This window comes from Candidatus Kapaibacterium sp., from assembly GCA_023957315.1.
Classification (GTDB): Bacteria; Bacteroidota; Ignavibacteria; order Kapaibacteriales; family UBA2268; genus PGYU01.
Map to the genome: position 1 here is coordinate 32608 of JAMLHE010000008.1, position 25538 is coordinate 58145.

26 protein-coding genes, 2 tRNA genes and 1 pseudogene are annotated in these 25538 nt (G+C 36.9%); 17 read left to right on the forward strand and 12 right to left on the reverse strand.

From position 1 onward, the window contains the following. Position 1: 1 nt before the first annotated feature. The 7 genes from M9949_09655 to M9949_09685 all read left to right on the forward strand — a co-directional run bounded on the left by M9949_09655 (position 2) and on the right by M9949_09685 (position 6368). Complete coding sequence (locus tag M9949_09655; protein MCO5251671.1) at positions 2–1519, forward strand: OmpA family protein; 1518 nt, start codon at positions 2–4, stop codon at positions 1517–1519. Between the two features lies 1 nt (position 1520). Next, positions 1521–2348 carry a 2,3,4,5-tetrahydropyridine-2,6-dicarboxylate N-succinyltransferase gene (locus M9949_09660; protein MCO5251672.1) on the forward strand — a complete coding sequence of 276 codons (828 nt, stop codon included), beginning with the start codon at positions 1521–1523 and terminating at the stop codon, positions 2346–2348. 8 nt (positions 2349–2356) lie between these two features. Then, positions 2357–2614, forward strand: coding sequence for a hypothetical protein (locus M9949_09665; protein ID MCO5251673.1), 258 nt, complete (start codon positions 2357–2359; stop codon positions 2612–2614). Then, positions 2607–3821, forward strand: coding sequence for an AmmeMemoRadiSam system protein B (gene amrB / locus M9949_09670; protein MCO5251674.1), 1215 nt, complete (start codon positions 2607–2609; stop codon positions 3819–3821). The genes M9949_09665 and amrB overlap by 8 nt, the downstream gene beginning before the upstream one ends. Before the next feature lie 75 nt (positions 3822–3896). Further along, a complete protein-coding gene (locus tag M9949_09675; protein MCO5251675.1) occupies positions 3897–4688 on the forward strand; it encodes a tryptophan 2,3-dioxygenase family protein in 792 nt (263 codons plus the stop codon). After that, positions 4681–5883 carry a kynureninase gene (locus tag M9949_09680; GenBank protein MCO5251676.1) on the forward strand — a complete coding sequence of 401 codons (1203 nt, stop codon included), beginning with the start codon at positions 4681–4683 and terminating at the stop codon, positions 5881–5883. The genes M9949_09675 and M9949_09680 overlap by 8 nt, the downstream gene beginning before the upstream one ends. Further along, the gene (locus M9949_09685) at positions 5880–6368 is read left to right on the forward strand and encodes a hypothetical protein (protein ID MCO5251677.1); all 489 of its coding nucleotides are present in this window, start codon (positions 5880–5882) and stop codon (positions 6366–6368) included. Before M9949_09680 ends, M9949_09685 begins: the two co-directional genes overlap by 4 nt. Here the strand turns inward: M9949_09685 and M9949_09690 are convergent, their stop codons facing one another. Both M9949_09690 and alaS read right to left on the reverse strand, forming a co-directional pair. Next, entirely contained in the window at positions 6369–7409 is a 1041-nt protein-coding gene (locus tag M9949_09690; GenBank protein ID MCO5251678.1) for an AI-2E family transporter, read from the reverse strand. A 4-nt stretch (positions 7410–7413) separates the two neighbouring features. Continuing rightward, a complete protein-coding gene (gene alaS / locus M9949_09695; protein ID MCO5251679.1) occupies positions 7414–9951 on the reverse strand; it encodes an alanine--tRNA ligase in 2538 nt (845 codons plus the stop codon). 140 nt (positions 9952–10091) lie between these two features. Here alaS and M9949_09700 point away from each other — a divergent pair. The 9 genes from M9949_09700 (at position 10092) to M9949_09740 (ending at position 16412) form a co-directional block, all read left to right on the forward strand. After that, a tRNA-Leu gene (locus M9949_09700) sits at positions 10092–10175 on the forward strand. Positions 10176–10628: 453 nt separating this feature from the next. After that, positions 10629–10793 carry a hypothetical protein gene (locus M9949_09705; protein ID MCO5251680.1) on the forward strand — a complete coding sequence of 55 codons (165 nt, stop codon included), beginning with the start codon at positions 10629–10631 and terminating at the stop codon, positions 10791–10793. Positions 10794–10839: 46 nt separating this feature from the next. Next, positions 10840–11304, forward strand: a complete 465-nt coding sequence (locus M9949_09710; protein MCO5251681.1) for a hypothetical protein — start codon at positions 10840–10842, stop codon at positions 11302–11304. 60 nt (positions 11305–11364) lie between these two features. Further along, positions 11365–11703, forward strand: a complete 339-nt coding sequence (locus M9949_09715) for a cupin domain-containing protein (protein ID MCO5251682.1) — start codon at positions 11365–11367, stop codon at positions 11701–11703. A 142-nt stretch (positions 11704–11845) separates the two neighbouring features. Further along, on the forward strand, positions 11846–13822 hold the full coding sequence (locus tag M9949_09720; protein ID MCO5251683.1) for an outer membrane beta-barrel protein: 1977 nt from the start codon (positions 11846–11848) through the stop codon (positions 13820–13822). A 195-nt stretch (positions 13823–14017) separates the two neighbouring features. After that, positions 14018–14167 (forward strand): lmo0937 family membrane protein, encoded by a 150-nt coding sequence (locus M9949_09725; protein MCO5251684.1) that lies wholly within the window; start codon positions 14018–14020, stop codon positions 14165–14167. 125 nt (positions 14168–14292) lie between these two features. Next, entirely contained in the window at positions 14293–14937 is a 645-nt protein-coding gene (locus M9949_09730; GenBank protein MCO5251685.1) for a PorT family protein, read from the forward strand. A 112-nt stretch (positions 14938–15049) separates the two neighbouring features. Next, a complete protein-coding gene (locus M9949_09735) occupies positions 15050–15556 on the forward strand; it encodes a hypothetical protein (protein MCO5251686.1) in 507 nt (168 codons plus the stop codon). Between the two features lie 292 nt (positions 15557–15848). Beyond that, the gene (locus tag M9949_09740) at positions 15849–16412 is read left to right on the forward strand and encodes an AraC family transcriptional regulator (protein ID MCO5251687.1); all 564 of its coding nucleotides are present in this window, start codon (positions 15849–15851) and stop codon (positions 16410–16412) included. A 48-nt stretch (positions 16413–16460) separates the two neighbouring features. Here M9949_09740 and nuoD read toward each other — a convergent pair whose 3' ends face one another. The 4 genes from nuoD to M9949_09760 form a co-directional block, all read right to left on the reverse strand. Next, positions 16461–17735 (reverse strand): NADH dehydrogenase (quinone) subunit D, encoded by a 1275-nt coding sequence (nuoD, locus tag M9949_09745; GenBank protein ID MCO5251688.1) that lies wholly within the window; start codon positions 17733–17735, stop codon positions 16461–16463. A 153-nt stretch (positions 17736–17888) separates the two neighbouring features. Continuing rightward, positions 17889–18545, reverse strand: a complete 657-nt coding sequence (locus M9949_09750; GenBank protein ID MCO5251689.1) for a VWA domain-containing protein — start codon at positions 18543–18545, stop codon at positions 17889–17891. 213 nt (positions 18546–18758) lie between these two features. After that, positions 18759–19493 carry a carotenoid biosynthesis protein gene (locus M9949_09755; GenBank protein MCO5251690.1) on the reverse strand — a complete coding sequence of 245 codons (735 nt, stop codon included), beginning with the start codon at positions 19491–19493 and terminating at the stop codon, positions 18759–18761. A gap of 210 nt (positions 19494–19703) precedes the next feature. Continuing rightward, the gene (locus M9949_09760; GenBank protein MCO5251691.1) at positions 19704–21026 is read right to left on the reverse strand and encodes a phosphodiester glycosidase family protein; all 1323 of its coding nucleotides are present in this window, start codon (positions 21024–21026) and stop codon (positions 19704–19706) included. 70 nt (positions 21027–21096) lie between these two features. Between M9949_09760 and M9949_09765 the strand changes: the two genes are divergently transcribed. Beyond that, a complete protein-coding gene (locus M9949_09765; GenBank protein ID MCO5251692.1) occupies positions 21097–21879 on the forward strand; it encodes an enoyl-CoA hydratase-related protein in 783 nt (260 codons plus the stop codon). A 137-nt stretch (positions 21880–22016) separates the two neighbouring features. On the opposite strand, the gene M9949_09770 is transcribed toward M9949_09765, so the two are convergent. The 6 genes and pseudogenes from M9949_09770 to M9949_09795 form a co-directional block, all read right to left on the reverse strand. Continuing rightward, positions 22017–22089, reverse strand: a tRNA-Gly gene (locus M9949_09770). A gap of 88 nt (positions 22090–22177) precedes the next feature. After that, positions 22178–22804 carry a lipoyl(octanoyl) transferase LipB gene (lipB, locus tag M9949_09775; GenBank protein ID MCO5251693.1) on the reverse strand — a complete coding sequence of 209 codons (627 nt, stop codon included), beginning with the start codon at positions 22802–22804 and terminating at the stop codon, positions 22178–22180. Between the two features lie 73 nt (positions 22805–22877). After that, positions 22878–23879, reverse strand: a complete 1002-nt coding sequence (locus M9949_09780) for a hypothetical protein (GenBank protein MCO5251694.1) — start codon at positions 23877–23879, stop codon at positions 22878–22880. Positions 23880–23975: 96 nt separating this feature from the next. Further along, positions 23976–24281, reverse strand: a complete 306-nt coding sequence (locus M9949_09785) for a T9SS type A sorting domain-containing protein (protein ID MCO5251695.1) — start codon at positions 24279–24281, stop codon at positions 23976–23978. Then, positions 24273–24740, reverse strand: a pseudogene (locus M9949_09790) (peptidylprolyl isomerase). Before M9949_09790 ends, M9949_09785 begins: the two are co-directional and overlap by 9 nt. 207 nt (positions 24741–24947) lie before the next feature. Beyond that, complete coding sequence (locus tag M9949_09795; protein ID MCO5251696.1) at positions 24948–25367, reverse strand: hypothetical protein; 420 nt, start codon at positions 25365–25367, stop codon at positions 24948–24950. Positions 25368–25538: the final 171 nt, after the last annotated feature.

Consider the following 25538-nt stretch of genomic DNA (forward strand, 5'->3'; position numbering starts at 1 on the left):
AATGAAAAGCATTTTTAGCGTTCTCATGATTTTTTACTTTTTATTGTTGACACATTATGACGCTTTATCGTCGGTCAAAAGGAAGCTTAGCAGCGATGTTAATTCATCGGTTAATGAATTGATACCGATTTTAACTCACGACTTGAAAAGACTATATTTTTGTCGTTCAGAAAACATTTTAAATTATGGACGCGATGATATTTGGTACTCGGATTTAGATGAGTCCGGACAATGGACAAAAGCTTTGAATATGGGGCAACCCTTGAATAACGACCTGAATAACTTTGTTTGTGGCATTTCTCCTTCGGGAGATACTCTTATTTTGGGTACAATTTACGAACAAAACAAAGACTCTTTGCAAGGAATTTCTTATACATATCGTGAGAATGGCAATTGGACTCGTCCGAAAACTATAAGAATTAAGAATTATTACAACCTGAACGATGTAAACGGTTTCTACCTTTGTTTTGAGACAAATATTTTGCTGATGACAATCCAGAGGAAAGACAGCTATGGTGGGACAGATATTTATGTCAGTTTGCCTGAGGGAAATTGGGTATATTCGCAACCTATAAACCTGGGACCAAAAATTAACACTGAATTAGATGAACTGTCCCCTTTTTTAGCTTTTGATGGAATCACACTCTACTTTTCTTCGTTTGGTCATTCCGGTTTTGGAGATGCTGATATTTTCATGTCCCGGAGATTGGATAATACTTGGAAAAATTGGACTACACCCGAGAATCTCGGACCCGAAATAAATTCAGTCGGTTGGGATGCTCATTTCAAGCTAACAAGAAACGGCAAACAAGCATACTTCGCTTCAAATGAAGCAGTTGATTCAGCAAGTAATATCTTCTTCATAGAATTAGAAAAAAGTTCTCAGCCAATTCTGTCGAAATCTGTAGTATTCAGAGTGTCGGATGCCAAAAGGTTCATTCCTTTGAAAAATGTCGTAATCAACTTATATGAATATGACCAAAAATCATATGAATTGAAGACTGATATTACAGGAAGAGTCATAGCTGATTTGCCATTTACAACATTCAATCTCAAATTGGATGTTGAAAATTATCAATCATATGATACAAAATTGGAAATTAAATATTCAGGATTAAAACTTGCAGATACGATTAAAATAGCTTTAAATCCATTGTCTGACAGTTTGATTCACATCCCAAATATACTTTTCAGTTTTGCAGAGATGCATGTAGCAAACACATTTGCTGATATTATTGCCAACGTCAGTGATTTTTTGGAATTAAATCCAAATTATAAAATCGAACTCAAAGGACATACTGACAATGTAGGCAGTGAGCAAGCAAATTATAAATTAGGATTGGCAAGGGCAAAAGCTGTTGCTGAATTGTTGAATAGATTTGGTATCAACAATAAGAGGATTGATATAAAGTCTTATGGTAAAAATGAGCCCGTCGTTCCAAACGATAGTGACGAAAATATGAGTTTGAATAGAAGGGTTGAATTATTCTTAGTAGAAAATTATCATGTACGGGAGTAGTATGGAAGAATTAAAAAATTCCGTTGAAAGTTACTTTGAATCAGGAACAAATGAAATACCTGAAATAATTTTAGAGCGTTTTGCCCAAAAATTGGACTCCGGCAAAATAAGAGCAGCCGAGCCTCTTGGCAACGGTGAATGGCAGGTGAATCAATGGGTAAAGAAAGGCATACTCCTTCTGTTCAGAGCCGGAAAGATGCACGACTTCTCGAATGACGATAACTTCAAATTTTTTGATAAACACACTCTACCAACCAAAAATATTGAACTTGAAAGCAACATCAGAATTGTTCCGGGTGGCTCGACGATACGTCGTGGTGCTTACGTCGCCGCAGGTGTGATATGTATGCCTCCAATGTATATAAATATTGGTTCGTATATTGATTCAGGAACAATGATTGATTCCCACGCTCTTGTCGGAACTTGTGCCCAAATTGGCAAGAATGTCCATATTAGTGCCGCCGCTCAAATCGGTGGCGTCCTCGAACCTGCCGGTGCAAGACCTGTTATAGTCGAGGATAATGTAATGGTGGGAGGAAACTGTGGTATTTACGAAGGTGTTCGTGTTCGTAAAAATGCAGTACTTGCTTCGGGAGTTATACTCACAGCATCTACAAAAATTTATGATTTAGTAAATGAATCGATTATCACTTCAGGCGAAAACAATCCATTAGAAGTGCCTGAAAACGCCGTTTTAGTAGCAGGCTCACGCAAAATCAATTCCGAATTTGCTCTCGACAACGGACTTTCTATATATACTCCATTGATTGTAAAATATCGGGATTCGAAAACTGATGCTAAGACTGCATTAAATTTCGATTTAAGGTAAAAGCTAATATGAATAGCAACAAATTAGACATGAGCAAGCCCTTGAATGCTCAACAAAACGTCAAGAAGTCAATTTTGGTCACAACAGGTTCGAGCCTGATTGGTGCTCTGTTCTTTTTCGTAGCATATGCGTTTACAAACAATGCATGGTTTCTGGCGGCAGCACTTATTTTGACCGCATCAGGATTAGCATTTGCATACGTAATTAAAAAATTCGAGGATAAATATTTATCCATATCAGATGAAAATCAAATTGCCAATGAGTAAACTTTACCCCTTAAGATATGACATTCGTACCAATTTAATCGAATATGAAGGCAAAGATTGGGTTTTGTTAGATGACCCAATGGGCTATGCAGAAGCTCCCGTAATAGTAACGCCCGAATTTTTCAATATTTTGGTGAGTATAGATGAAGAACTTGACATTCGCGATATTTTGAAAATTGAAAATCAAGAGCACGGCGAAACCACAATAGAACCCATCTTGGCTCAAATAAAAGCATTAGACGATATGGGGTTCATTCTTTCCGAGACATTTTATCAAAAACGGGCTTTAGTTGAGCAAGAATACCTTGCGTCAAGTACCAGACCTCCCGTTTGTGCAGGTACTTGTTATCCTGCTGACCCGAAAGAAATAGAAATTTTTCTAAATGAATTTTTCAAAAGTACAAATGTTGAAGATTATGATTCATCCGCCCATTCAATAATTGTCCCGCATATTGATTTCAGGCTTGGCGAAATTGTCTCCGAAGTTTATTCATCGGGCTATCATTCAATTTCCGGAACTGATTCAGACTTATTCATCATTTTCGGAACTTCGCATTTTATCAACTCCGGTCAATTTATGTTGACACGGAAAAATTTCGAGACTCCACTCGGGATTGTTGAAACAGACCAAAATTTGATTGATTACCTATATTCAAATTGTCCTGATTCATTCAGCATTGATGATTTGGCACATAAACCTGAACATTCGATTGAACTTCAGGTGATTCTGCTCCAACATTATTTCAAGAATCGAAAATTCAAAATCTTACCTGTTGTAGTTGGCTCAATGCATCAATTTATGGCTGAGGGCACAAACCCGGCTGAAAATAGCGAGATTAACACTTTTATTAAAACTTTGAAGGTTTATATCTCAGCTAATAACATTAAAGCGAGCAATATTGCAAGCGTTGATTTTGCTCATATAGGCATCAAGTTCGATGATAATTTTGATGCTGTCGAGAAACTCGATGAAGTAAAATCTAAAGATTACAAACTTATTGATTCGATTTTGAACATAGCACCTGAAGATTTTTATAGTCAAATTGCTGCAGTTAATGACAAATGGAAAATTTGCGGAACAGCACCAATTTATTCCTTTTTGAAAACAAATTCCTTTAAGCAAGCAAAGTTGAACAAGTATAATCAATGGTACGAAGCAGAAACACAATCAGCAGTCACTTTTGCAAGTTTGTCGTTTTATGATTGAGTTCAGTGAATTTTATTTAATTTTGAGTATTGACATTTTTACATAAATTTGGCATTAATAAATTAGAGATTTGAGATGGAACTTACATACAATAAATACCTACAAATTACTGAACTGACCGGATTGCAAAATTTGAAGTCGGACCCGAATGAGCATGATGAAATGCTTTTTATCATAATTCATCAAGCATATGAGCTATGGTTCAAGCAAATTCTTCACGAAGTTGCTCATCTTATTGTCAAATTGGAGCAAAATCAGCTTATTGCCGCCCAAAAGACACTGAAGCGAATTAACACAATTTTGAAAGTTCTTGTTCATCAAATTGATATACTCGAAACAATGACTCCCTTGGAATTTCTTTCATTCAGAAACTATTTAGATTCGGCAAGCGGATTTCAATCTTCTCAGTTCAGAGAACTCGAGTTCGCTCTTGGGCTCAAACAATCAGCAGTTCTCAATCGTTTTGAGCAGGGTTCCCAGGAAAGAAAAAGATTAGAAGATAGCTTTAAAAGCCCAACCCTTTGGGATTTTTTTCTAAGATATTTACAAACGAATTCTTACGATATACCACAAAACATACTCAACCGAGATTTCACCGCAAAAGTAGAAACATCTCCGGAAGTTCAACTAATACTTATAGACATTTATCGCAATTCGCCAATCATAGCACAGTTCTGCGAACTGATGTTAGACCTCGACGAGGGCTTGCAAGAATGGCGCTATCGTCACGTGAAAATGGTTGAACGTACAATCGGAGCAAAAATGGGTACAGGTGGAAGTCCGGGAGCTAAATATTTACAATCTACCCTATTCAACCCATGTTTCCCGGATTTATGGGCAATAAGATCGGAGTTCAATAATGATTGATGTTAATATTTTGACAAAAGATGTCAACCCTTTGAGTAGATTTTATAGTAATTTCAAAGTAACTGAAAGAATTTTGCTAACCGGACATTCCCACCAAGCATGGCCCGATGCTGCTTATGAGGGCATTCGCGAAGCATGGAAAGACGCGGCTCTTTTAGTTGATGATAAGTGGGAAAAGGCTTTTCACAAATCGGATAGAGTTCGTCAAGGATATGCGGAATTATTAGATGGCAAGGCGCACAATATCGCCCTTGCTACCAATACACATGAGCTTTTTATAAAATTTCTTTCGGCACTTGATTTGAAGAATCGTAGGAAGGTCATCACAAGCGACTCAGAATTTTATACTGTGCGACGCCAATTAGACCGTTTGGACAAAGAATTTCTCGAAGTGGTCAATGTTGCCTCCGAACCATACGATACCTTATCAGAACGCATGGCTCAATTGGTTGACGATAAAACTGCAGCCGTTGTAATATCAAAAGTATTCTATAATAATTCTAAAATTATCGAAAATTTGAGCCTTTTAGATAGCACCTGCGAAAAATTTGGCGCCAGATTGATGATAGACACTTACCACACTTTGAATGCTATTCCATTTTCAATTATAGAAGAAAATTTGCCAAATAGCTTCGTTTTGGGCGGTGGCTATAAATACTGCCAATTAGGCGAAGGCAATTGCTTCATGCTGATACCCGACGGTGTTGAATTCAGACCTGCATTGACCGGCTGGTTCAGCGAATTTGGGATGATTACAGCTCCTAAAGTTCAGGGGCAAGTTAATTACGGTCCAAGCCATTGGCAATTCGCAGGCTCAACTTATGACCCAATTAGTCACTATCGTGCATCGAGTGTCTTGGACTTTTTCCGCGATATGCAATATTCACCGGTAAAATTAAGAGAAATTTCATTGCATCAATTGAAGTACTTGGCTTCGGAATTTGATAAAGCCGGTATGCCGAGCGAGATAATAGACCGTAAACGAGACATTCCACTTGAAAAATTCGGCGGATTCATAGTCTTTTATACCAAAAGGGCGGCGCGAATAACAAATGAACTCAGACAAAGAAACATTTTTGTAGATTTTAGGGGTGAAAATTTGAGATTCGGACCTGCACCCTATTTGAGCAACCGTCAATTGGCTGATTCAATCGTCGCTTTGAAAGAAATAGTAAATAATATGGGCAAGAAATGAGTAATCTAATCTCAGAATATACTGTTAAATTAACATCGTTCAAATATCTATCTTGGGTGATGACAGGAATTTCAGTCATATACATACTAAGCGGTGTTACATCGGGAGACCAAGAGAAAATCACCGAAGCATTAACCGGTGGAATTATCGGCTTGTTGATTGCCTTGTTCTTTTACTATTTCGGCAAAAAATCACGCACAATCAGCATGTATGATGATAAATTGCAATACACTCAATCAAACAAAACATTCACTACTACTTGGGATAATTTAGCATTAGTAAAGAGTTACCAAGAAGATGGCAAACAAAGCGAAAACTTAATCATAATGACTGAGGATGAGCGATTAATAAATATCTCAAGTGCTTACTTTGAAAAATCAAAACTAATCTCGGCTTATAAAGATATTTACAATTTTGTAAACGAGAATTTTGAAGACAACTCAGTCACATTCGAAGACGATAGGGATTGGCTGAAAAGCGAGTAATCACGTTTTTTCGGGATAGCCCATAATTCTGCCAATAAAACTAAATGCCGGAAATCGTTCAAGTATGATTTTCAGTATTACCATCAAGGGCACAGATAGCAACATCCCGGGAATACCCCAAATATAACCCCAGAAAACTAAGCCAAATAGTACGGTAAGTGTATTGAGACGCATACGATTACCCATTACTATCGGTTCAATCACATTACCCATCATAAACTGTACGGTTACTAACAAAATTGATAGCAATAATATTGTTTGCAAGGAATCAATTTGAATAATAGACATTAAAATTGGGAAAACAGTACCTAAAATTGAACCAATATTCGGAATGAAATTCAATATAAATGCTGAAAATCCCCAAAAAAATGCAAATTTTATTCCGAATGAAACGCATATACCATAAACTAACAAACCGGTTATAATGCTTATTAAAGTTTTAATCGCTACATAAGAAAATATCGAGTGTTGAATTTTGGCGTATTCCGCTAAAAATTGCTCAGATTTATCTGCCCCAACATAGCTCATATAATCTTTATAACCTGACATTCCCGCTAATAGCATAATATAGTACAAAGCAAAAAACATAAATGAACCTAAAAATGAACCTAAACCCGATGCCAAATCACCCATAAACCCTGAAAGCCAACCATCACCAGCTCGTTTGTAAATCTCTGAAACAAGTAGAGTGGTATCGAGGTCCAATTTAAAAACGGCATTAATCCATGTCAATAATCCATCAAGTTTACTCAATAGACGGCTCAAAAGATAGTCTTGTTGCTCTACGATACTTGTTACAGTATCGGAAACTATTAAAAAAATACCGAACAGCACAGCTAATGATATAATCGAAACAGTAGGCAAAATAAAAAGTTTAGGGATTTTTTTTCTGAGTAAAAAATCAATAAAGGGCTGCATCACGATAGCGCCCAACAAAGCCAATACAAGTGGTAATATAATAGATGCTAATTCATTTAGTATATAGAAAATTACTATAGCTAAGAATAAAATCAGAATATTTTTAATTGTATTGTCTTGCATTTTGTTAATTACTTCCTTCAACTATTTTGGGAAATGATTGCAATAGTTCGTCTAATTTGCTGATGTCTTTTCCGCCTGCAGTTGCTAAATGAGGCTTTCCACCGCCGCCACCATCAACGATTTTGGCTGCTTGCCCGATGAGTTTTCCTGCATTATATTTAGATACTAAATCATCGCTCACTATACACGCAAGTTGAACTTTGCCGTCATTAATTGATGAAATAAATGCAATTGAATTTTTATTATAAGTTTCTCTAAGTTTTTCGGCAATGGTTCTCAAATCATTATTATAATCATTATTTAAATTATAAATAAATAATTTTATTTCATTAATTTCAATTGGTTTACAATCATTGATAATCATGTTTACAGTATCATTTAACTTGATTATATTAATTTCTTTATTTAATTCCTTAATTTTGTCGAGTAATTCATCTTGCTTTTTCTTGCTCTCTTCCAATTTATTATTGAGTGAACTGATATAATTCTCAACTTCGCGTCCGGTAATAGCTTCGATACGGCGAACACCAGCTGCAATTGAGGATTCGGATATAATCTTGAAAAGTCCGATTTCCGATGTATTTCGGACATGAGTCCCACCACACAGTTCCATAGAATATTTGCTATCCATAGTAACAACACGGACTCTATCTCCGTATTTGTCACCGAAGAACATTTTTATCTTACTATTTTGAGAAGCAACTTCCATATCAAGTTCTTCAATATTTATATCTATGATTTCCAAAATTTTCTCATTTACTATACGTTCGATTTGATGAATTTGTTCCGCAGAAACTTTTTCAAAATGATTAAAGTCGAATCTTAAATACCCGGGTGCAACAAGCGAGCCTGCTTGCTGAACGTGTTCGCCCAGAATGACTCTAAGCGCTTCGTGCATTAAGTGAGTCGCAGAGTGGTTACGCATAATATCAATTCTTCGGCTCGAGTCAACACGTGCAAGAACTTTGTCGCCGACTTTAGCCTCAATATTTCTGTCGCAGATATGAAAAATTGCCGTACCGGATTTTTTCATATCATTGACTTGATATTCAGTCCCGCCTATCAACAAAACGCCTGTATCAGAAATTTGACCGCCACTTTCCGTATAAAAAGGAGTTTGGGCTAATACAATCAAATTTTCATTTACAAATTTCACTTCGGATTCACATTCCAACATTTCATAACCAACAAATTGCGATACAGCATCTGTCTGAGGCAATACAAGTTCATCCGAAAAGCTTTTACGAGCAGCACGTGAACGTTCCTTTTGCTGCTTCATAGATTCGTCGAATCCGGCATTATCTACGGAATAGCCGCGTTCTCTTGCAATGAGTTGAGTCAAATCTAAAGGGAAACCAAATGAATCGTAGAGCAAAAATGCTTCTTCGCCCGGAATGATTTTTCCGGATTCATCTAACTTTGAGAGAATTTCGTCAAATTTTTCGAGACCACGCTCAAGAGTTTGAAGAAAACTTTCCTCTTCAGCTTTGATGACTCGATGGATTGTACTTTCGTATTGCTTCAATTCGGGGAATTGTTCACCCATAATGTCAATCAAAACAGGTAATAATTTATAAATTATAGGTTCTTTGAAACCAAGATTGCGTGAAAATCGCGAACCGCGACGCAAAATTCGTCTCAAAACATATCCTCTGCCCTCATTACCGGGCAATGCACCATCGGCAATCGCAAACGATAAAGTACGCAAATGGTCGGCAATGACTCTCATCGCAATGCTATCGCTATCATCTAAATCCTGTTTATAAATCTTACCTGATAATTTTGCAATTTCGCTAATAATTGGGCTGAAAACATCTGTGTCATAATTGGATTCTTTTTGCTGGATAACCGAACATATTCTCTCGAAACCCATGCCTGTATCAACATGCTTTGCAGTTAAGGGTTCCAATTCACCGGTTGACTTCCTGTTGTATTGAATAAATACGAGATTCCAAATTTCAATTACCTCCGGAACTCCGGCGTTTACTAAATTGGCACCACTCAAGTCAGGAGTTCTGTCATAGTGGATTTCGCTACAAGGACCGCATGGACCGGTCTCCCCCATTTCCCAGAAATTATCTTTCTCGTCAAAACGATGAATTCGAGATTCGGGAAGATATTTTTTCCAAATTTCAAAAGCTTCATCATCAGTGCGGAAAACGGAAGCATGCAACCTTTCGATTGGTAATTTCCAAACATCGGTCAATAGTTCCCAAGCCCACTGAATCGCTTCATGCTTGTAGTAATCACCAAAGCTCCAGTTACCAAGCATCTCAAAAAATGTATGGTGATAGGTATCAACGCCAACTTCCTCCAAATCATTATGCTTGCCGCTTACCCGAATACATTTCTGTGTGTCGGCTGCACGAGTATATTCTCGGCTTCCGGTACCTAAGAAAACGTCTTTGAACTGGTTCATACCGGCATTTGTAAACAAAAGAGTAGGGTCGCCAAAGGGAATCACAGCCGAACCCTGTACGATACGATGTTCTTTATCTTTAAAAAAATCTAAAAAAGACTTTCTAATTTCTTGCGATGTCATAAAATTCCTTCAATTTCAATTTCAGTGTAAAATACAAAAGTACAAAAAATGCTTATTCCAATTAACATTAATGCTATGACGAACAACAGGAAATTTCTTTGCAGAAGCGGAAAAATTGCTTACTTTTGAACTCCGACGTTGCCCGGATGGCGGAATTGGCAGACGCGCTACATTCAGGGTGTAGTGAGAGAACTCTCGTGCAGGTTCGACTCCTGTTCCGGGTACAAAATCGCAAACGAATCGTCCAAAAATTTGGACGATTTTTTTTTTGGGGGGTTTGAACCTACTGTCGTTTAAACATTCATTTTAAATAAATATAAGTTTTTAATGTAAAATCACCATAATATGCGCTTTCAATCGCTTCCATACTACTTCTTCGATTAAATACTCAAAACCTGTGAATTATATACATTTTAGATTTTTGTATATAACTTTCACTTGCAGCTTTAGACTTATCTTATAATGTAAGTATTGTGCAAATTGAATATAGATTTTACTCATTAGCATATTACATGTGAATTATATACATTTTAGGTTTTTCTATGTAACTTTGTCTTGTATCTTTGGAGTTATCTTTGTATCGTAAATAAGTTTCATATAGAAATTAAAATATACCGAATATCATTATAAAAGGAAATGGTAGGGATTCAAAAAATTTTTCTTCAAACTGAAACTGTATGAGCGAACGACCTATAACACTTCCGACCAAACAAGATAGTACTTACAGACAGACAGACATACGAATAATGCATCATGGCACTATGAAGGATTGCATTACCGGATTCGGACAACACAAAGACGATTACTTACATAAAGTAGAGCTTTATGAATATTTTGTCTAAAGGAATTTGAATTGAAAATTTTTATACATTATTAAGGAATATCACAATGAATAGTTTTAAAATTATAGTGTTTGCAATGGCTTTGAGCTTCTACACATTTTTGATTGGCTGTCAGTCAGAAAGTGAAAAAGTTGATGATGCACGTATGGAACTTCAAACATCAAAATATGATGTAGTCGAAGCAAGAACAGAACTAACTCAGGCTATTAAGGATTCAATTGATGATTACAAGAGCTTTAAGCAGCAATCTGAATTGAGGATTCTCCAACATGAGAAAGATATCGCTGAACTAAAATTACAAATTGCAAAAACAAATAAGACTACTAGAAACAACTACGACAAAATGATTATTGATTTGGAACAAAAAAATTACTTGTTGAAGGAGAATTTGAAAACATATAATGAAAAAGGCAAAGAAAATTGGGAAAACTTCAAGACTAAATTCTCACGTAACATGGATGATCTTGGAAATTCAATATCTAATTTCTTTACAACTGAACAAAAGAAATAGCAATTGTAGTTGATTTCAGTATCAATTATTAACAATGTTACATGAAGGACAAGAAGTAAAATGAAAAACGCAGAAATCAATAAAGCAGAAGCTTTGATTTTGGTTGAAATAATTGAGTATGAATTGAATTCTGTTGTGATAAAGACAATCATAAAAAAAACGACAGGAAATGTAAGCGTATTGTCACTTGATGTAGGTGAAGGATTGGTCGAGAGAATATCTGCATTTGATTCATTTGCACATATTATTGATGGCAGGGCTGAAATCGTAATTAATGGTAAATCATCTTTTCTTGAAACAGGACAATCTATAATCATACCTGCTCATATTTCGAATAAAATTGTAGCTAATGAACGTTTCAAAATGATACTGACAGTTATAAAAAGCGGCTATGAATAAACCTTACTGTCACAGAAAAACATACCAAATTTAGTGTATGTAAGCATTTAGTTATTCAATATCATAATAGCGATATATTATTGCTGTTAAACAAAAAATTATTCTTATTATAAAATAAGAAAACATAATAAAGGATTTTACAATGAAAAGTTTTAAAAACAAAATCGTATTTAGTTTCATATTCACATTTGTCATCGCAATGATGTTTATATCAACGACAGATGCGCAAGAAATGAAATTTCGCCAACAAGCATGGCGATACGGATTGAACCTTGGTTACCAATTTAACTCAGCCGGGCTTGGATGGCAGTATCTTCACGGTCTTGACCCGAATTTCCAATCAGAAAGGGATGAAATTGACTATGTAGATGGTACAGGTAATGGTATTTACTTAGGCTTATTTGGGGAATATCTTTCCGAAAGCTGGTGGGGATTCCAATTCCGTGTCTCATATGATGTCAGAGATGCATTAGTAATTGATGACACGAGAACGCCAATTCCTTCATTTGACACTAAAATGAGCTACCTGACTTTTGAACCATTGTTCAGGGCTGACCAAAATCTTATTCCAAATTTGAACTTCTATATAGGTCCTTTCTTAGCATATAACTTAAGTAGTACTTACGTCTTTAAATTTGATAAGGATGCTGCTGCTGAAGAAGCGGAAAGAGATGTACCTGATGTTGTCAAGTTAACTTATGGACTCCAAGGTGGTGTGGCATATGATATTAGGATTTCAGATTTAGACCAAAATTCATCCTTGTATTTATCGCCATTCTTTGAAACATCATGGTTAGTAAATCAACGTGAAAGCATTGATGAACCGGACCAAAATTCGATAGCTGATGTATGGTCAACTGTGGCTTACAGGATTGGAGTTAGGTTTTCTATCGAACACAGAGACCCGATAGAAGGTATGACTCAAATTTCAAAATCACCAACTCCAACATTTACTAATAAAGTAGCAATTGCAATGCCTACTGATAATACTATAGTTACTAAGAATGTAAAAGGTTATTTCCCAATACATCCTTATGTGTTTTTTGACAAAGGTAGTTTAGATTTTCCAAGAAGGTATAAAACATTGACATTTTCTGAAGCTCAAAATTTCAACGAGTCAGACTTATCTAATTTTGAAAAAGGTGATTTGACTGTTAAAGAAACAAACGTGAACCAGTTGATGATAGCATACTACAATGTAATGAATGTATATGGTGACAGGATGAGAAAGAATCCAAGTGTTCAATTGACTTTACGTGGTTCGGACCCCGATGAAAAAAATGCTGAAGTACATGCTACCAAAGTCAAGAACTATTTGGTAACTAATTTCGGTATTAATGCAGATAGAATATCCGTAATTACAGACCCTCCGTATGCTCCATCGGGAAGTGATGAGACTGAAGTAAAATCAGCAGAATTGATTAATGACGAAAATAGAAGAGTCAAGTTTGTTTTCAGCAACTCGGACATGTACAAACCATTGGTTTATACTATTAGAGATGAAACTTCGATTGACAATGATATGCTATTTTCGATTGACAATTCAGTTCCATTCAGGAGCTGGGATATTACTATCACCGGCGAAGGCAGAACAATGTATTTCGGTCCATACTCATATAGCAGTGCCAGAATTAATCCGGCTGAACTTATGAGATTTCTTGAAAATGGAAAATATAATGCTAAAGTTTCCATTACCGATAGAACCGGAAAAATCACTACTGAAAATGTTAGCTTCAATCTAACTAAAGATACCGAATTGGAAAATGCTTCAAGATACCTGATGATATTTGACTATAACCAAGCAGATGCGGTTAGAACTTATGAGACCACCATCAGAAACGATATTGTCAAAGGTATTGGAAACACAGATAGGGTTATCGTACATGGTCATACTGATATTATTGGTACACCGGAAGGTAATATGAAGCTATCGAAAGAAAGAGCTGAGGAAACGAAATCAATTATTGATGACCAGCTCAGAAAAGACAATAAAACAACAAGAAATGTCACAAGTATGGGCATGGGTGAACGTAAAACACAATATTCATTCGATAACAAATACCCCGAAGGTAGAATGTATAACAGAAATGTATTTGTCGAAATCATCGAAGGCAGATGAGTTAGATAACAGAATTATAACAGTGTTATATGATAGTTTGACGCAGTCTTGATTTTAGTTTTGAAGGAAGTAAAGGACTCTTTTGATAGTGAAGAAAAATTATTTTTTGGGTTCTTTATAAACCTTCTCAACTATCGCTATTTGAATCTAAAAATAATATAATTGCATATTTAAAACAAAATTATAGGAGTATTTATGTTGTATATAATCGCAGTAGTGATGATAATCCTTTGGCTTCTCGGAATGTTAAGTTCATATACAATGAGCGGATTCATTCATGTACTTTTAGTGATAGCCGTAGTTATAATATTAGTAAGACTTATTCAAGGTCGCAGAGTTGTATAGAATATCTTACAAAATGAACGGTTTGATGTATTAAAAGTATTTATATGCTAAAGACAATCACGGTTCTCTTTAGTAAAATTAAAAAAAGTATTTAAAATTTTCGATAATGGTTTTAAGGAGGAAACATGAAAAAATTTATTATGATATTGATTATGGCAAGTTTTGCCACAACATTTATTAGTCTGGCTCAAAATGATACAGAAGGACATCGGGAAATTCTGCACGTTGGTTTGAAAATAGGGTTAAATTACTCGAATGTCTGGGATTCCGAAGGCGAGGATTTTGTAGCCAATTCAACATTTGGTTTGGTATTTGGCGGTTTCGTTTCGATTCCGATTTGGGAGTATGTAGGATTTCAACCCGGATTGCTCTTTTCTCAAAAAGGTTTCGAAGGTAGTGGTAAGATTCTCGGTGGCGATTATCGCCTCACCCGAACTACAAATCATATTGCCATACCATTGTTGGCAACTTTGAGACCGATTAAAGAAATTACAATTGTAGCCGGACCGCAGTATTCATATTTAGTCAAACAAACTGATGTGTTCGAGAATGCTTTGACTACAGTAGAACAGGAGCAGGAATTTGAAAATGACAATATCAGAAACAACACTCTATCATTCTTAATTGGATTAGATGTTAACTTGGACCAACTTGTTTTTGGAACAAGATTAGGTTGGGATTTACACCAAAATCATGGGGACGGCAATTCGCATACCCCACGATATAGAAATTCTTGGGTGCAATTTACTGTTGGTTACAGGTTTCAATAAGTGAAGCATTTGGAGTCGTCACTCTGTCTTATTTAAATGTGATTGGCGGCGTATTGATTAAATTTTACAACATATATTTGGGATTATTTTACATATCCCAAGGAGAATTAAGATGAAGATTTTTATTACAGGACTTTTGATTGCTCTTTTCCTTATAGTGTCAGTTCAGACATCCAAATCGTTCGCCCCTCAAGGCAGAGATTTCGGATTGGGATTGATGGCAGGCGAACCTTCCGGTTTGACAGCGAAAATTTGGTCATACAATGACAGAGCTTTTGCTTTGAGTCTTGGCAGTTCCTATTTAGGAAATATCAGAATTGGTGTTGATTATTTATGGCATTTCAATGCTTTTAATTCAAAAGTAGTCAATATGTATGCAGGTCCGGGTGTGGCTATTGGTATTGGCGAAAGTGGCGGCTGGTGGTACAGCAACAAAGGCAAAACTTGGTATAAAGAGAATGACGAATTAGGATTCGGTGTCCGTGGGCTTGTTGGTATCAATATTGTGCCAAGAACTGCTCCACTCGAATTCTTTGTGGAAGTCGGTCTAATGTTAGGTATTCCTTCGCCAATTCGAACTAATTTTGAGGGTGCCCTTGGATTTCGTTACTACTTTTAGTCTTGATACAAACAAAAATTAGGATACATTTAAATTGAATTCTAATCTATGTTTTGCGATTTTATTTAATTCCAGAGTTTGTTCTTTGTATGAATAAATTTGTAGCTAATTTAAATTCTAACTTTGACAAACTCTGGGCTTTTTTTAATAATGAATTGATTTAAAATAACTTAGAATAATAAACGACTGACTTTATAATCTCGATAAACAAGATATAGGGAGAAACACAATGACATTTTTTACGATTTTATTACGACAACACAAACTTTTGAATTAAAGAATTAGATTCTATATGAAATTATATATAAAATATATGGTGTGTATTAGATGTAAGATGGTAGTGGCATCCGAATTGGAAAATTTAGGCATTCAATATAAAAATCTCACAATTGGCGAAGTCGAGGTCAGTGAAGACGTGAGCGATGCGGATAAGGAAAAGCTCGACATTAACTTGAGACGTTCCGGACTGGAACTTATGAACAATAGGAAAAGTCAAATTATTGAAAAAATAAAAAATGTAATAATTGAGATGGTTCACTATACAGAAGATATGGAACCGGTACACTTCTCGGAAGTTTTGAGCGAGAAACTTCATTTGGATTACACTTATCTTTCAAATCTCTTTTCTGAAGTAACAGGAGTTACGATACAACAATTTGTAATCAAGCATAAGATTGAACGTGTTAAAGAACTGCTTGTTTACGATGAGCTAAATATAAGCGAAATCGCTTGGAAACTGAACTATAGCAGCGTTCAACATCTTTCGACTCAGTTCAAAAAAGTTACAGGCTTATCCCCTTCTCACTTTAAGAATCTACGTAAAAAACGCAGACAGTCTATAAACGAAATTGGTTGATACCTCATAAAGTATCAACCAATTTTTTTTAGAATTGTAAAGCAAATCCTACTTATCAGCTTCTCCCATAACCGGGTCAATCGAACCAATACAAGCAACCACATCCGACAGCATCGAGCCTTCGACAAAATGAGGCAAAGCTTGCAAATTGGATGCCGACGGCGAACGAATTTTCATCTTCCATGGGTGTCCGGTACCGTCAGAAACAATAAAGAAACCGAGCTCACCTTTCGGGGCTTCGATAGCAGTGTATGTCTCTCCCGGCTCAGGTGCAGCACCAAAATTAATCAACATAAAATCGTGAATAAGCTCTTCCATTTTGGTATAAATTTCATTTTTACGTGGTAATACCTTCTTAGGTTCATTAGCAAGAACCGGACCTTTGGGCATTTGGTCGAGCACTTGAGTAATAATCTTGATACTTTCCCTCATCTCATCAACTCTGACCATATATCGAGACCAGCAATCACCTTCGGGATAAGTTATGACGTCGAAATCGAGTTTGTCATAAACCAAATACGGCATATCACGACGAATGTCTCTTGGAATTCCGGAACCACGCAAACATGGTCCGGTCAGACCATATTGGACAGCTAATTCGGGACTTATTACACCAATACCTGCAACTCTGTTAATAAAAATCGAATTACGATGCACAAGTTTTTCCGATTTTTCTAATTGAGCGGGGAATTGTGCCACCCATTCACGAAGTTTTGCAATCGTAGCATCATCAATATCATTTGCGACGCCACCAATGCGAGTATAGCTTGTTGTAAATCTTGCTCCGCAAATTAACTCGAAAATATCGTACAATTTTTCGCGCTCAGTGAAAGTCCAAATCAGCACAGTCAAAGCTCCAACGTCCATACAAGTAGCACCCATCGCCATCAAGTGTGATGAGATTCGAGCCATTTCCGAAACCAAAACACGAATCCATTGTGCACGAGGCGATGCTTCTATACCAAGCGAGTTCTCGATAGCGAGGGCAATCGCAGTGTTGTTGGACATTGGCGAAAGATAGTCTAATCGGTCGGTATGCGGTATAAATTCGTGATAAGTCACGTTCTCGGCTAATTTTTCGTAACCGCGATGCAAATAACCTAACTCGGGCACACAGCGCAAAATTGTTTCACCTTCGAGGCGAAGCAAAACACGCAATACACCATGAGTAGCGGGATGTTGGGGTCCCATATTCAAAATCATATCATTATCGAGCGCATCATCGAACGTGATGTTTGTATCACCGTCCATCAGACGCTTATAAATTTTATCTTGACGAATAGCCGTTATCTTGTCTATTTCCGCTTGAGTTCTTACATTCATACTTTTCTCCAAATCTCAGAGTTCTTTTTCAAAATTCAATCACAATTTACAAAAATTCAGATTCTAAAATAAAGAATTTATGCGAAAATATGAAATAAATTATCAACTTAGTCATAAATTGAACCAAAACCCCAACATCACCACAAAATTCCTTCATACTGAAGAAGGGTTTTCAGGCGGCTCTTCATCATAGAAATTCTTCTGCAAATCTTCTTTCAGTCTAATCTTCCGGCTGAAAGACATTCGCGAAGATTTCTCGCGGTCAAACATTCTCTTTACATCCGCCGCACTTGAATTGAAAATCAGAGTGTTATCAATTGAAATTGAAAAAGCAGACCTATTGACATCATGATTGGCACCAATGTAAGTAAAAGTCCAATTCTTAGTTTTGAGTTCTTCAACCATGTTTTTGATATTTCGGCTGTTGTACTCCCGAGATGAATTTTCTTCGCCATCGGTCAAAATCGTGACCAAGACGTTGTAATCAGTCATGTCGAGCAAAGTAACTCTGAGTTTGTTGATGCTGTATCCCATAGCATCGTAAAGCGGAGTCGATGAATTGGGCTGATATTTCCGTTCGTCAATCGGCTGAATTGTTGCAACGGGTTGGTTGAACAGAAGAGTCTTGATACCGACACCGTTGAAAGTAACAAATGAAACAAAATGCTCTTGCTCTGTAAATTGCTTTTCGACTTCCTGAATCGTTTGAATAATCTCGTTGAATCCGCTGATAGTAGAGTGTTTGATAGAGTCCATACTGCCGCTTTCATCCAAAATAATCAGGTTGAATACTTTGTGTTTCGTTTCCATAATGCCATACTCCAAAATAAAAATGGTACAATTACAATAGCAAAACTACATTTTTATATGTCGTATTTTGACGTTTGTGAAATGGGTAGATAATAAAAAAGTCTTGATAAATGTAAAGAAAATACAAATCCCCCTGCTCGCAAGCACGATTTCCACCTTTGCCAAAGAGGAATTAAGGGGATTTCTTACTAATTTCTCGGCGATGCTTTTCTCTCACCCAAACTGGATTATGAGGAAGTAAACGAGCAATGCTAAGAAAATATGGTAGATGATGTTTGGGAAAACGATTTTAAGTACTCGCATCTTGAAGCCCAAAAAAGCGAACAAGGCGCCTACTAAGAACCACACGAAGTAGTTCTGCAATGGTACTATATCATTGACCCATGACCAATAGTAAATTCTAATTGCAGCGGGTTCCATCAGGAAGTCGAAAAACATCATCGTAAACCCAATTATGATGGACTTGATTAGTGTAGGAATGCCGTTGAGATTGATTCTTGATGTTTTTTGGAGTATGGCATAAGATGATACAAGTGCTAAAAACCATACAAAACCAAGTGCAATCGGAACATTGTAAAGTGTTGGTTGCAAAATATCGTTATAGTTGTACGAACCGAATATTGTTTTCGTCCGCACTCCCAAAAGTTGTAATGACCACGCCACAACGACGACGATTATAAAATAAATGATGAAGTTGTTGCGGAGGTTTGGTTGGTCAATGATGCCTGCTTTGTTGGGTTGTGGTAATTTATATTTTCTCAAAATTTCCCAAAAAGCCAAAATGGATAGGAAAATCAAAATCGGACCCGACAGAGGTCTGGTAATTTCGGAATAAACATCAATAACTTGACAGACTGCCAAAATAATCAGCACAATGTAAATAACAATGATTTTAAAAATATCATTATCTATGAAATTTATGAACGCTGAGTTCTTCTTTCTTACCATACAAATCTTATCCTTCTAAGTTTTTTTAAGTGATTCGTGGCTATTCCACTCCGCAAAACAAGTTTCACGAGATGTTATGTTATATTCGCCACATATAACAAATTTCAGCCAACATATGTAAAAATTTCATACTACATTCAAAAATATAGACAAAACTAAGAAATTTCTACGAATTGCCACAAAAAAAAAATCAATATTCAAAAATTCAATTTACGGGAGCAGCCTTACACCCAATCCAACAGAAATTCTGCGTGATGCGTCGGGTCTCAGTGTACTCATAACATTTTTGCCGTCTATCACCATCACAGACGAGCCTCCCCCATCAAGATTCATAGCATCATAGCATCCAAGCGATTTCATTATCATCGCCATATCTTTCAGATTTGCTCCCTTTACGAAATTGCTTCTCGAAGTCGTTTGCACAGTAACTAAGTACAGTTTAGTTTTATCTTTGCTATATCCGACTGCAGTTCGCGATAAGGCACGATTGATGAATCTTTTCCCTTTTGAACCCTCTTTCAGGGCTTCGTGTTGAGCTTTGCCATCTCTTACAAGCCTTGGTGTGGCACTAAGACCATTTCGGAATTGAACTTTCGTCTGAACATCAGTTTTATAGGATAAGGTCAAGGTATCGCCCAGCATTGGAAACATATCGTAGGGAACATTTATGCCGTAGGACAAAACTGCCGACATTGTATCAATTGCCATCAATCCGGTATCAATCGCCATCACAACGCATTTAATTGATTTATTGATTGCAGGATGGTCAAGGTACTTCAACTTGCATTTGATAAGTGAGTTTTCCAAAGAATTTCCACGCTTTTCGGTGACTAACTCCTGTCTGAGCATTTCAGGGTCTATATCGAATTCTGTCGAATCAATTTCGAACATTTCATTCATAGCCACCGCCATACGTGTAGCAATTTCATCCTCAAGCTTTTGCATTTGCACGTGTGGCACTTCGGTTCCGCCATACTTGTTATAGAGCACAATCTCGAGCGAGTCGCGTCTGCGGTTTACCCGATTGAGAATGATTTCGTTTCCGTTTTTGAGTTCGATTTTTCCTGTGATTTTGTAATTATCTATGAAAGGTTTGCCCACTGAATCGAAATAAATTCCTGACCACTCCTTATATGGATTCAATTCGACGATTTCACCATCAATGAAACAGGCTCCTATCGGGTTATTTGTATAAGCCTTCCAAAAGCTGCCATTGATAGCTCCAAGGATTTTTCCTTCATTGATTGAATCTGAATGAGTGATAATATCGTGCAATTTGGCAAGTTCTAAAGTATGGCTTCCGGCTTTTAAAACTGTCGGGACAAGCAAATGGTTTAGCAAATTCACTTCAAGTACATGCACGGCAAATTTTGTCTTTTGATTTCCCATCATTATTTTTTTGTAGCTCAATCCGTCTGCAAGTGAAATTTCCGTTTCGATATTATGCTTGTAAGCTAAGGGTACTTGGGCATAAAGCTCTGTAGAAGTAAAAAGCATCAAAAAGCTAAGATATAGTAAAAATATGAATCTCATGTTGTTGCGAATAATTATCTTTTAAGTTCGTTATTGGTAAAAATCATATTTCAAATTTAAGGGATAAAAAATGGAATTCAGTACAATAATCTTTGAAAAACAAGAGAATTTTGCAATTATCACTCTAAACCGTCCGGACAAACTAAACGCACTCAACAATCAACTCTTCACGGAATTAGACCAAATCATCACAGAAGTCGAAAAAGATGCGGGCATCAAAGCTCTCATACTGACGGGTTCGGGCGAAAAAGCCTTTGCAGCAGGAGCCGACATCACCGAGCTTCACGAATGTGATACGCGAACAGGGAAATTGTTCTCCGAATTTGGTTCGGGTGTTATGGCGCGACTCGAAAATCTGAGCATTCCCGTGATTGCTGCTGTCAATGGTTTTGCACTTGGCGGCGGATGTGAACTCACTCTTGCTTGCCATATTCGCTATGCAAGCAATAATGCGAAGTTCGGGCAGCCTGAAGTTAATCTTGGCATTATTCCCGGATATGGTGGCACACAGCGTTTACCCAAAATAGTAGGCAAAGCACGCGCTATCGAGCTAATTTTGACAGGTGATTTGATTGGTGCAGATGAAGCATATAGAATTGGCTTGGTGAACAAAGTTTTTGAAGTTGGCGAATTACTCCCCAAAACTATTGAATTGGTCAATAAAATGCTCACCAAAGGTACATTGGCTTTATCTGCGGCAGTAGATGCAATCAATGCATCGGAAAGGCTCTCGCCAAAAGAAGGCTTAGATTATGAGTCTCGTTTATTTGGCAGAACTTGCGGTACGAGTGATTTTAAAGAAGGAACGCTTGCTTTTATCGAAAAACGCAAAGCGAATTTTGACGGAAATTAAAAGTGTTTGATGTAGGCTGAAACAGGCATCTGCAACAATTGCAGGTGCTTTTTTTTGCAAAAAAAAATGCCTTACTATCGGGGGGAACTGACAGCAAGGCATGCAGCATAAAGAGGAAGTGACAACTTGCGTTGTCGAGCGAAAGACGAGACTCGAACTCGCGACCCCAACCTTGGCAAGGTTGTGCTCTACCAACTGAGCTACTTTCGCTTGCACGCTCATTCATTTATAAGCGGATTCAAAAATAAGAAATTTTTCTCACAATCACAATTATTTTTTCAAATAAATCAAAAAAAACTTAAAATTTGCTCTTAAAAATCTCAATACATTTATTTTTCACTTCATCAAAGTCAACTTCCGTGCCAATTTCCTTAGAAATCGAGGTGACTTCTTTGTCAGTTATTCCGCAAGGAATGATGTAGAAAAATTCGTTCAGGTTGTTTTTGACATTCAAAGCAAAGCCGTGAGAGGTGACCCAGCGCGAGCAGTGCATACCAATCGCACATATCTTACGTTTTGATTCGAGCCACACACCTGTAAGCCCTTCTACCCTATCGCCGACTATGCCATAGGAAGCAATTGTTTGGATGATACAATCTTCGATTTCACGCAAGAACCAGTGCAAATCTTGCTTGTATTGCTTCAGGTCGAATATCGGATAGCCAACTAATTGTCCGGGATTATGCAAAGTAACGTCTCCCCCACGGTCGTTTTGAATAACGTCCACACCTAAGCTTTTGAGAAAATCTACAGACACATTAATATTGCCCTCTTTGGTTGCCCTACCGGCTGTAATCACAGTCGGGTGCTCGCAAACGACAAATGTACTGCTTTCTTCACCCGATTGAATCTTGGCTACGAGTTGCTTTTGACGCTCCCAAGCTTCCATGTATCCAATCAATCCCCAATCTTCAATTTTTATCATTTTTTAATTTTCATCATTAATAATCATTACAAAATTACGAAAAAAGGCTCATTTGCGGATTGAGAAATCGGTCTCAAAGCCCAAATTGCTTCTTGAAATCGTCGTAGCTCTCGAAATCGTCCTTGTACTTGAGGTATTCTTCGTAAATTTCATCTCGCGGAGTGAAATCAAAAGTTTTTGAGATGTTAGCATGCAAAGTAAAGCTATTTGTGAGTTGAGTGCCATTCACGTACTTATAAATCGGAATTTCGCCTCCTAATCGAAAAGCCCAAGATTTGTGGTGGTAACTAATTTGTGGAGATACAATAAACATATAAGAACCCGTATTGTTCAAGGTTGAATCATTGATGTTATCCGAATTTCTGAATGAATTACGAAGTTCGACATGAGAAATAAAATCCTTGGTAACCGGCAAACTGACGTAAATTGAATTTGTCAATGAATTTCCAAACTCGTAATCTTGTGCATCTAAGCTGTTAATTTCGTAGCGAGAGTAATTCATAATGCTCAAATCGCCTGATAGGACGCTTTTGCCGACAAACATTTGGAGCAAAACTCCATATCCTGCCGTAACGGGCATATTATAACCGATTGATTCGATTTTATCTGTTGTCAGTGGGACTTTGCCTCCTACACCCAATGTAAAGTTGATTGAATGCTCCGTTTGGTTCAGTAAATTCAACTTTGCAGAAATATTGAGATTGGAGAAATTATTCCCCGAAACGGTATCGCACAAATTTCTTGTTGTGTAATAAAAATGCCCGGCATCGGCTTCTAAAGTTAGATTCTGAGTCAAACCATAAGCCGAGTACAAATTTAGCAGATGAAAATTGACGATTTCCTCGTCGCCAAACCCAATCTTACTATCTTGGTAGTAAAATTGCGATGCATAGGAATAGCGATAGAATGTGCTGATTTCAAGATTCTTACTTTGCAACACGCCTCGGTTATCGGTTAAATTGAAAGGAGTAGCCCCTCCCATTGAACCTGCGGAACTGCAACCGCATTGCGAATATGCATTTCTCGCAAAGAAAATCATAAGTAAGATGATCGGAATTTTAAACTGATATCTCATATTTGCCATTATAATTTTTAACACGGCAAATATAAGGAATTTTACGCGATTCTGTATGAAACGAGTGAATGTATAGTTGCTTTTAGCTATTAATGCTTAATTAATCACAAATCTCAGCTTAAATTCTGCACCATTTCCATCAGTCAGCGTAACGATATAAACTCCGCTGTAAAAATCTGCAACCGGAATTGAAAGCTCGGAAATGATTGTCGGATTAGCATATTCTTGCGTAAAATATTGCTTACCCGAAATGTCGGAAATAACCGCAGATTTTACGAAAATATTTGAATTTTCCAATTGGAAACCGATTGAAGTCGAAGTCGGATTTGGATAGATTTTGATATTGCCGGAATTATATAAATTTTCGGTTACATTGGAAGATGCCAATCGTTCGATGGTCATTTCAACTTTTTCTTTAGGATTGTCCTTAGCATCGCGTGGCACATTAACAATCATATCCACGACATCCATTCCGCTTAAAACTTGCCCGTAAATCGAGTACTGCCCATCTAACCAAGGAGTTGGGACTACACAAATGAAAAATTGAGAAGTGGCACTATTCGGGTCGTTCGTCCTTGCAGCCGACAGAGTACCTCTGAGATGCTTTTGCGTTGTGCTGAATTCAGCAGGAACCTTAGTTTGCGAAGGGTCTCCCGTTCCCCAAGTTTCTTTAGATTTATTTTTTGAGTTCGGGTCGCCACCTTGAATCATAAAATTTGGAATTACCCTATGAAAAGCGGTCCCGTCATAAAATTTAATCGAAACCAAGCTATCTAAATTGTGACTATGTTTGGGGGCGAGTTCCGGGAAAGATTCAAATTCGATTTCACCCAAATTTGTAAAGCCATGCTTGACTTTTATTAAATAACGCGGATTTTCGCCCTCGCTGATTTGCTTAATATCTGTAGCGAAAGTATAATTCACGAATGCAAATACGAAAATCAAAAGAGTAGCAATTTTGCTCAACATAATCAAACCCTTAATAAATGACAAAATAAATATTGATTCAACGCAATCAATAAAGATGTAAATTAAGTAAAAAAATTCAAACAGCAAATTAAAATCGAATTAATGAAATACGTAAACAGCTAAAACAATGATTGTCAAGCCGACTAATAAACTAATCTTACCAAGTGGTTCGATTTTATTCAAGTACGTTTCGGCGTCGCCTTTTTTGGCTTTTTTCGCATACATCGATAAGATAACGATTAGCAGGATTAAAACAAGCACAAAGCCTAATTTCGCCATCAGCAAGGGCATTGTAGATAGCACGCTCCAATATGGCGTCATCAGATAGCCGCCGGAAACAATCAAAAGCGCCAAGCCGATGTGTCCCATCCTGCTCAAAGCGAGCGAATTAATACTGAATTTCAGAGCTTCGCTTTTTTCCATTTTGGCACTTGCGATACCCAGAAACATAAAAGCAAAGCTTGTCCCGATACCCATAGCCAAGCCAATAAAATGCACTATCAACATCACATCTCTCATTGTATTTACCCTTAAAAGTTTAAAAATAACTCCATTAGCAACATAAGAATACTCGAGAACTTAGTTCCATCAAATTAAATTATAAATTGCACCAAACATAAAGTTTAAATTAAGAAAAGCTAAGGATTATTCCAAATTTATTTTACAAATATTGTGTATTAAGACTTCCGA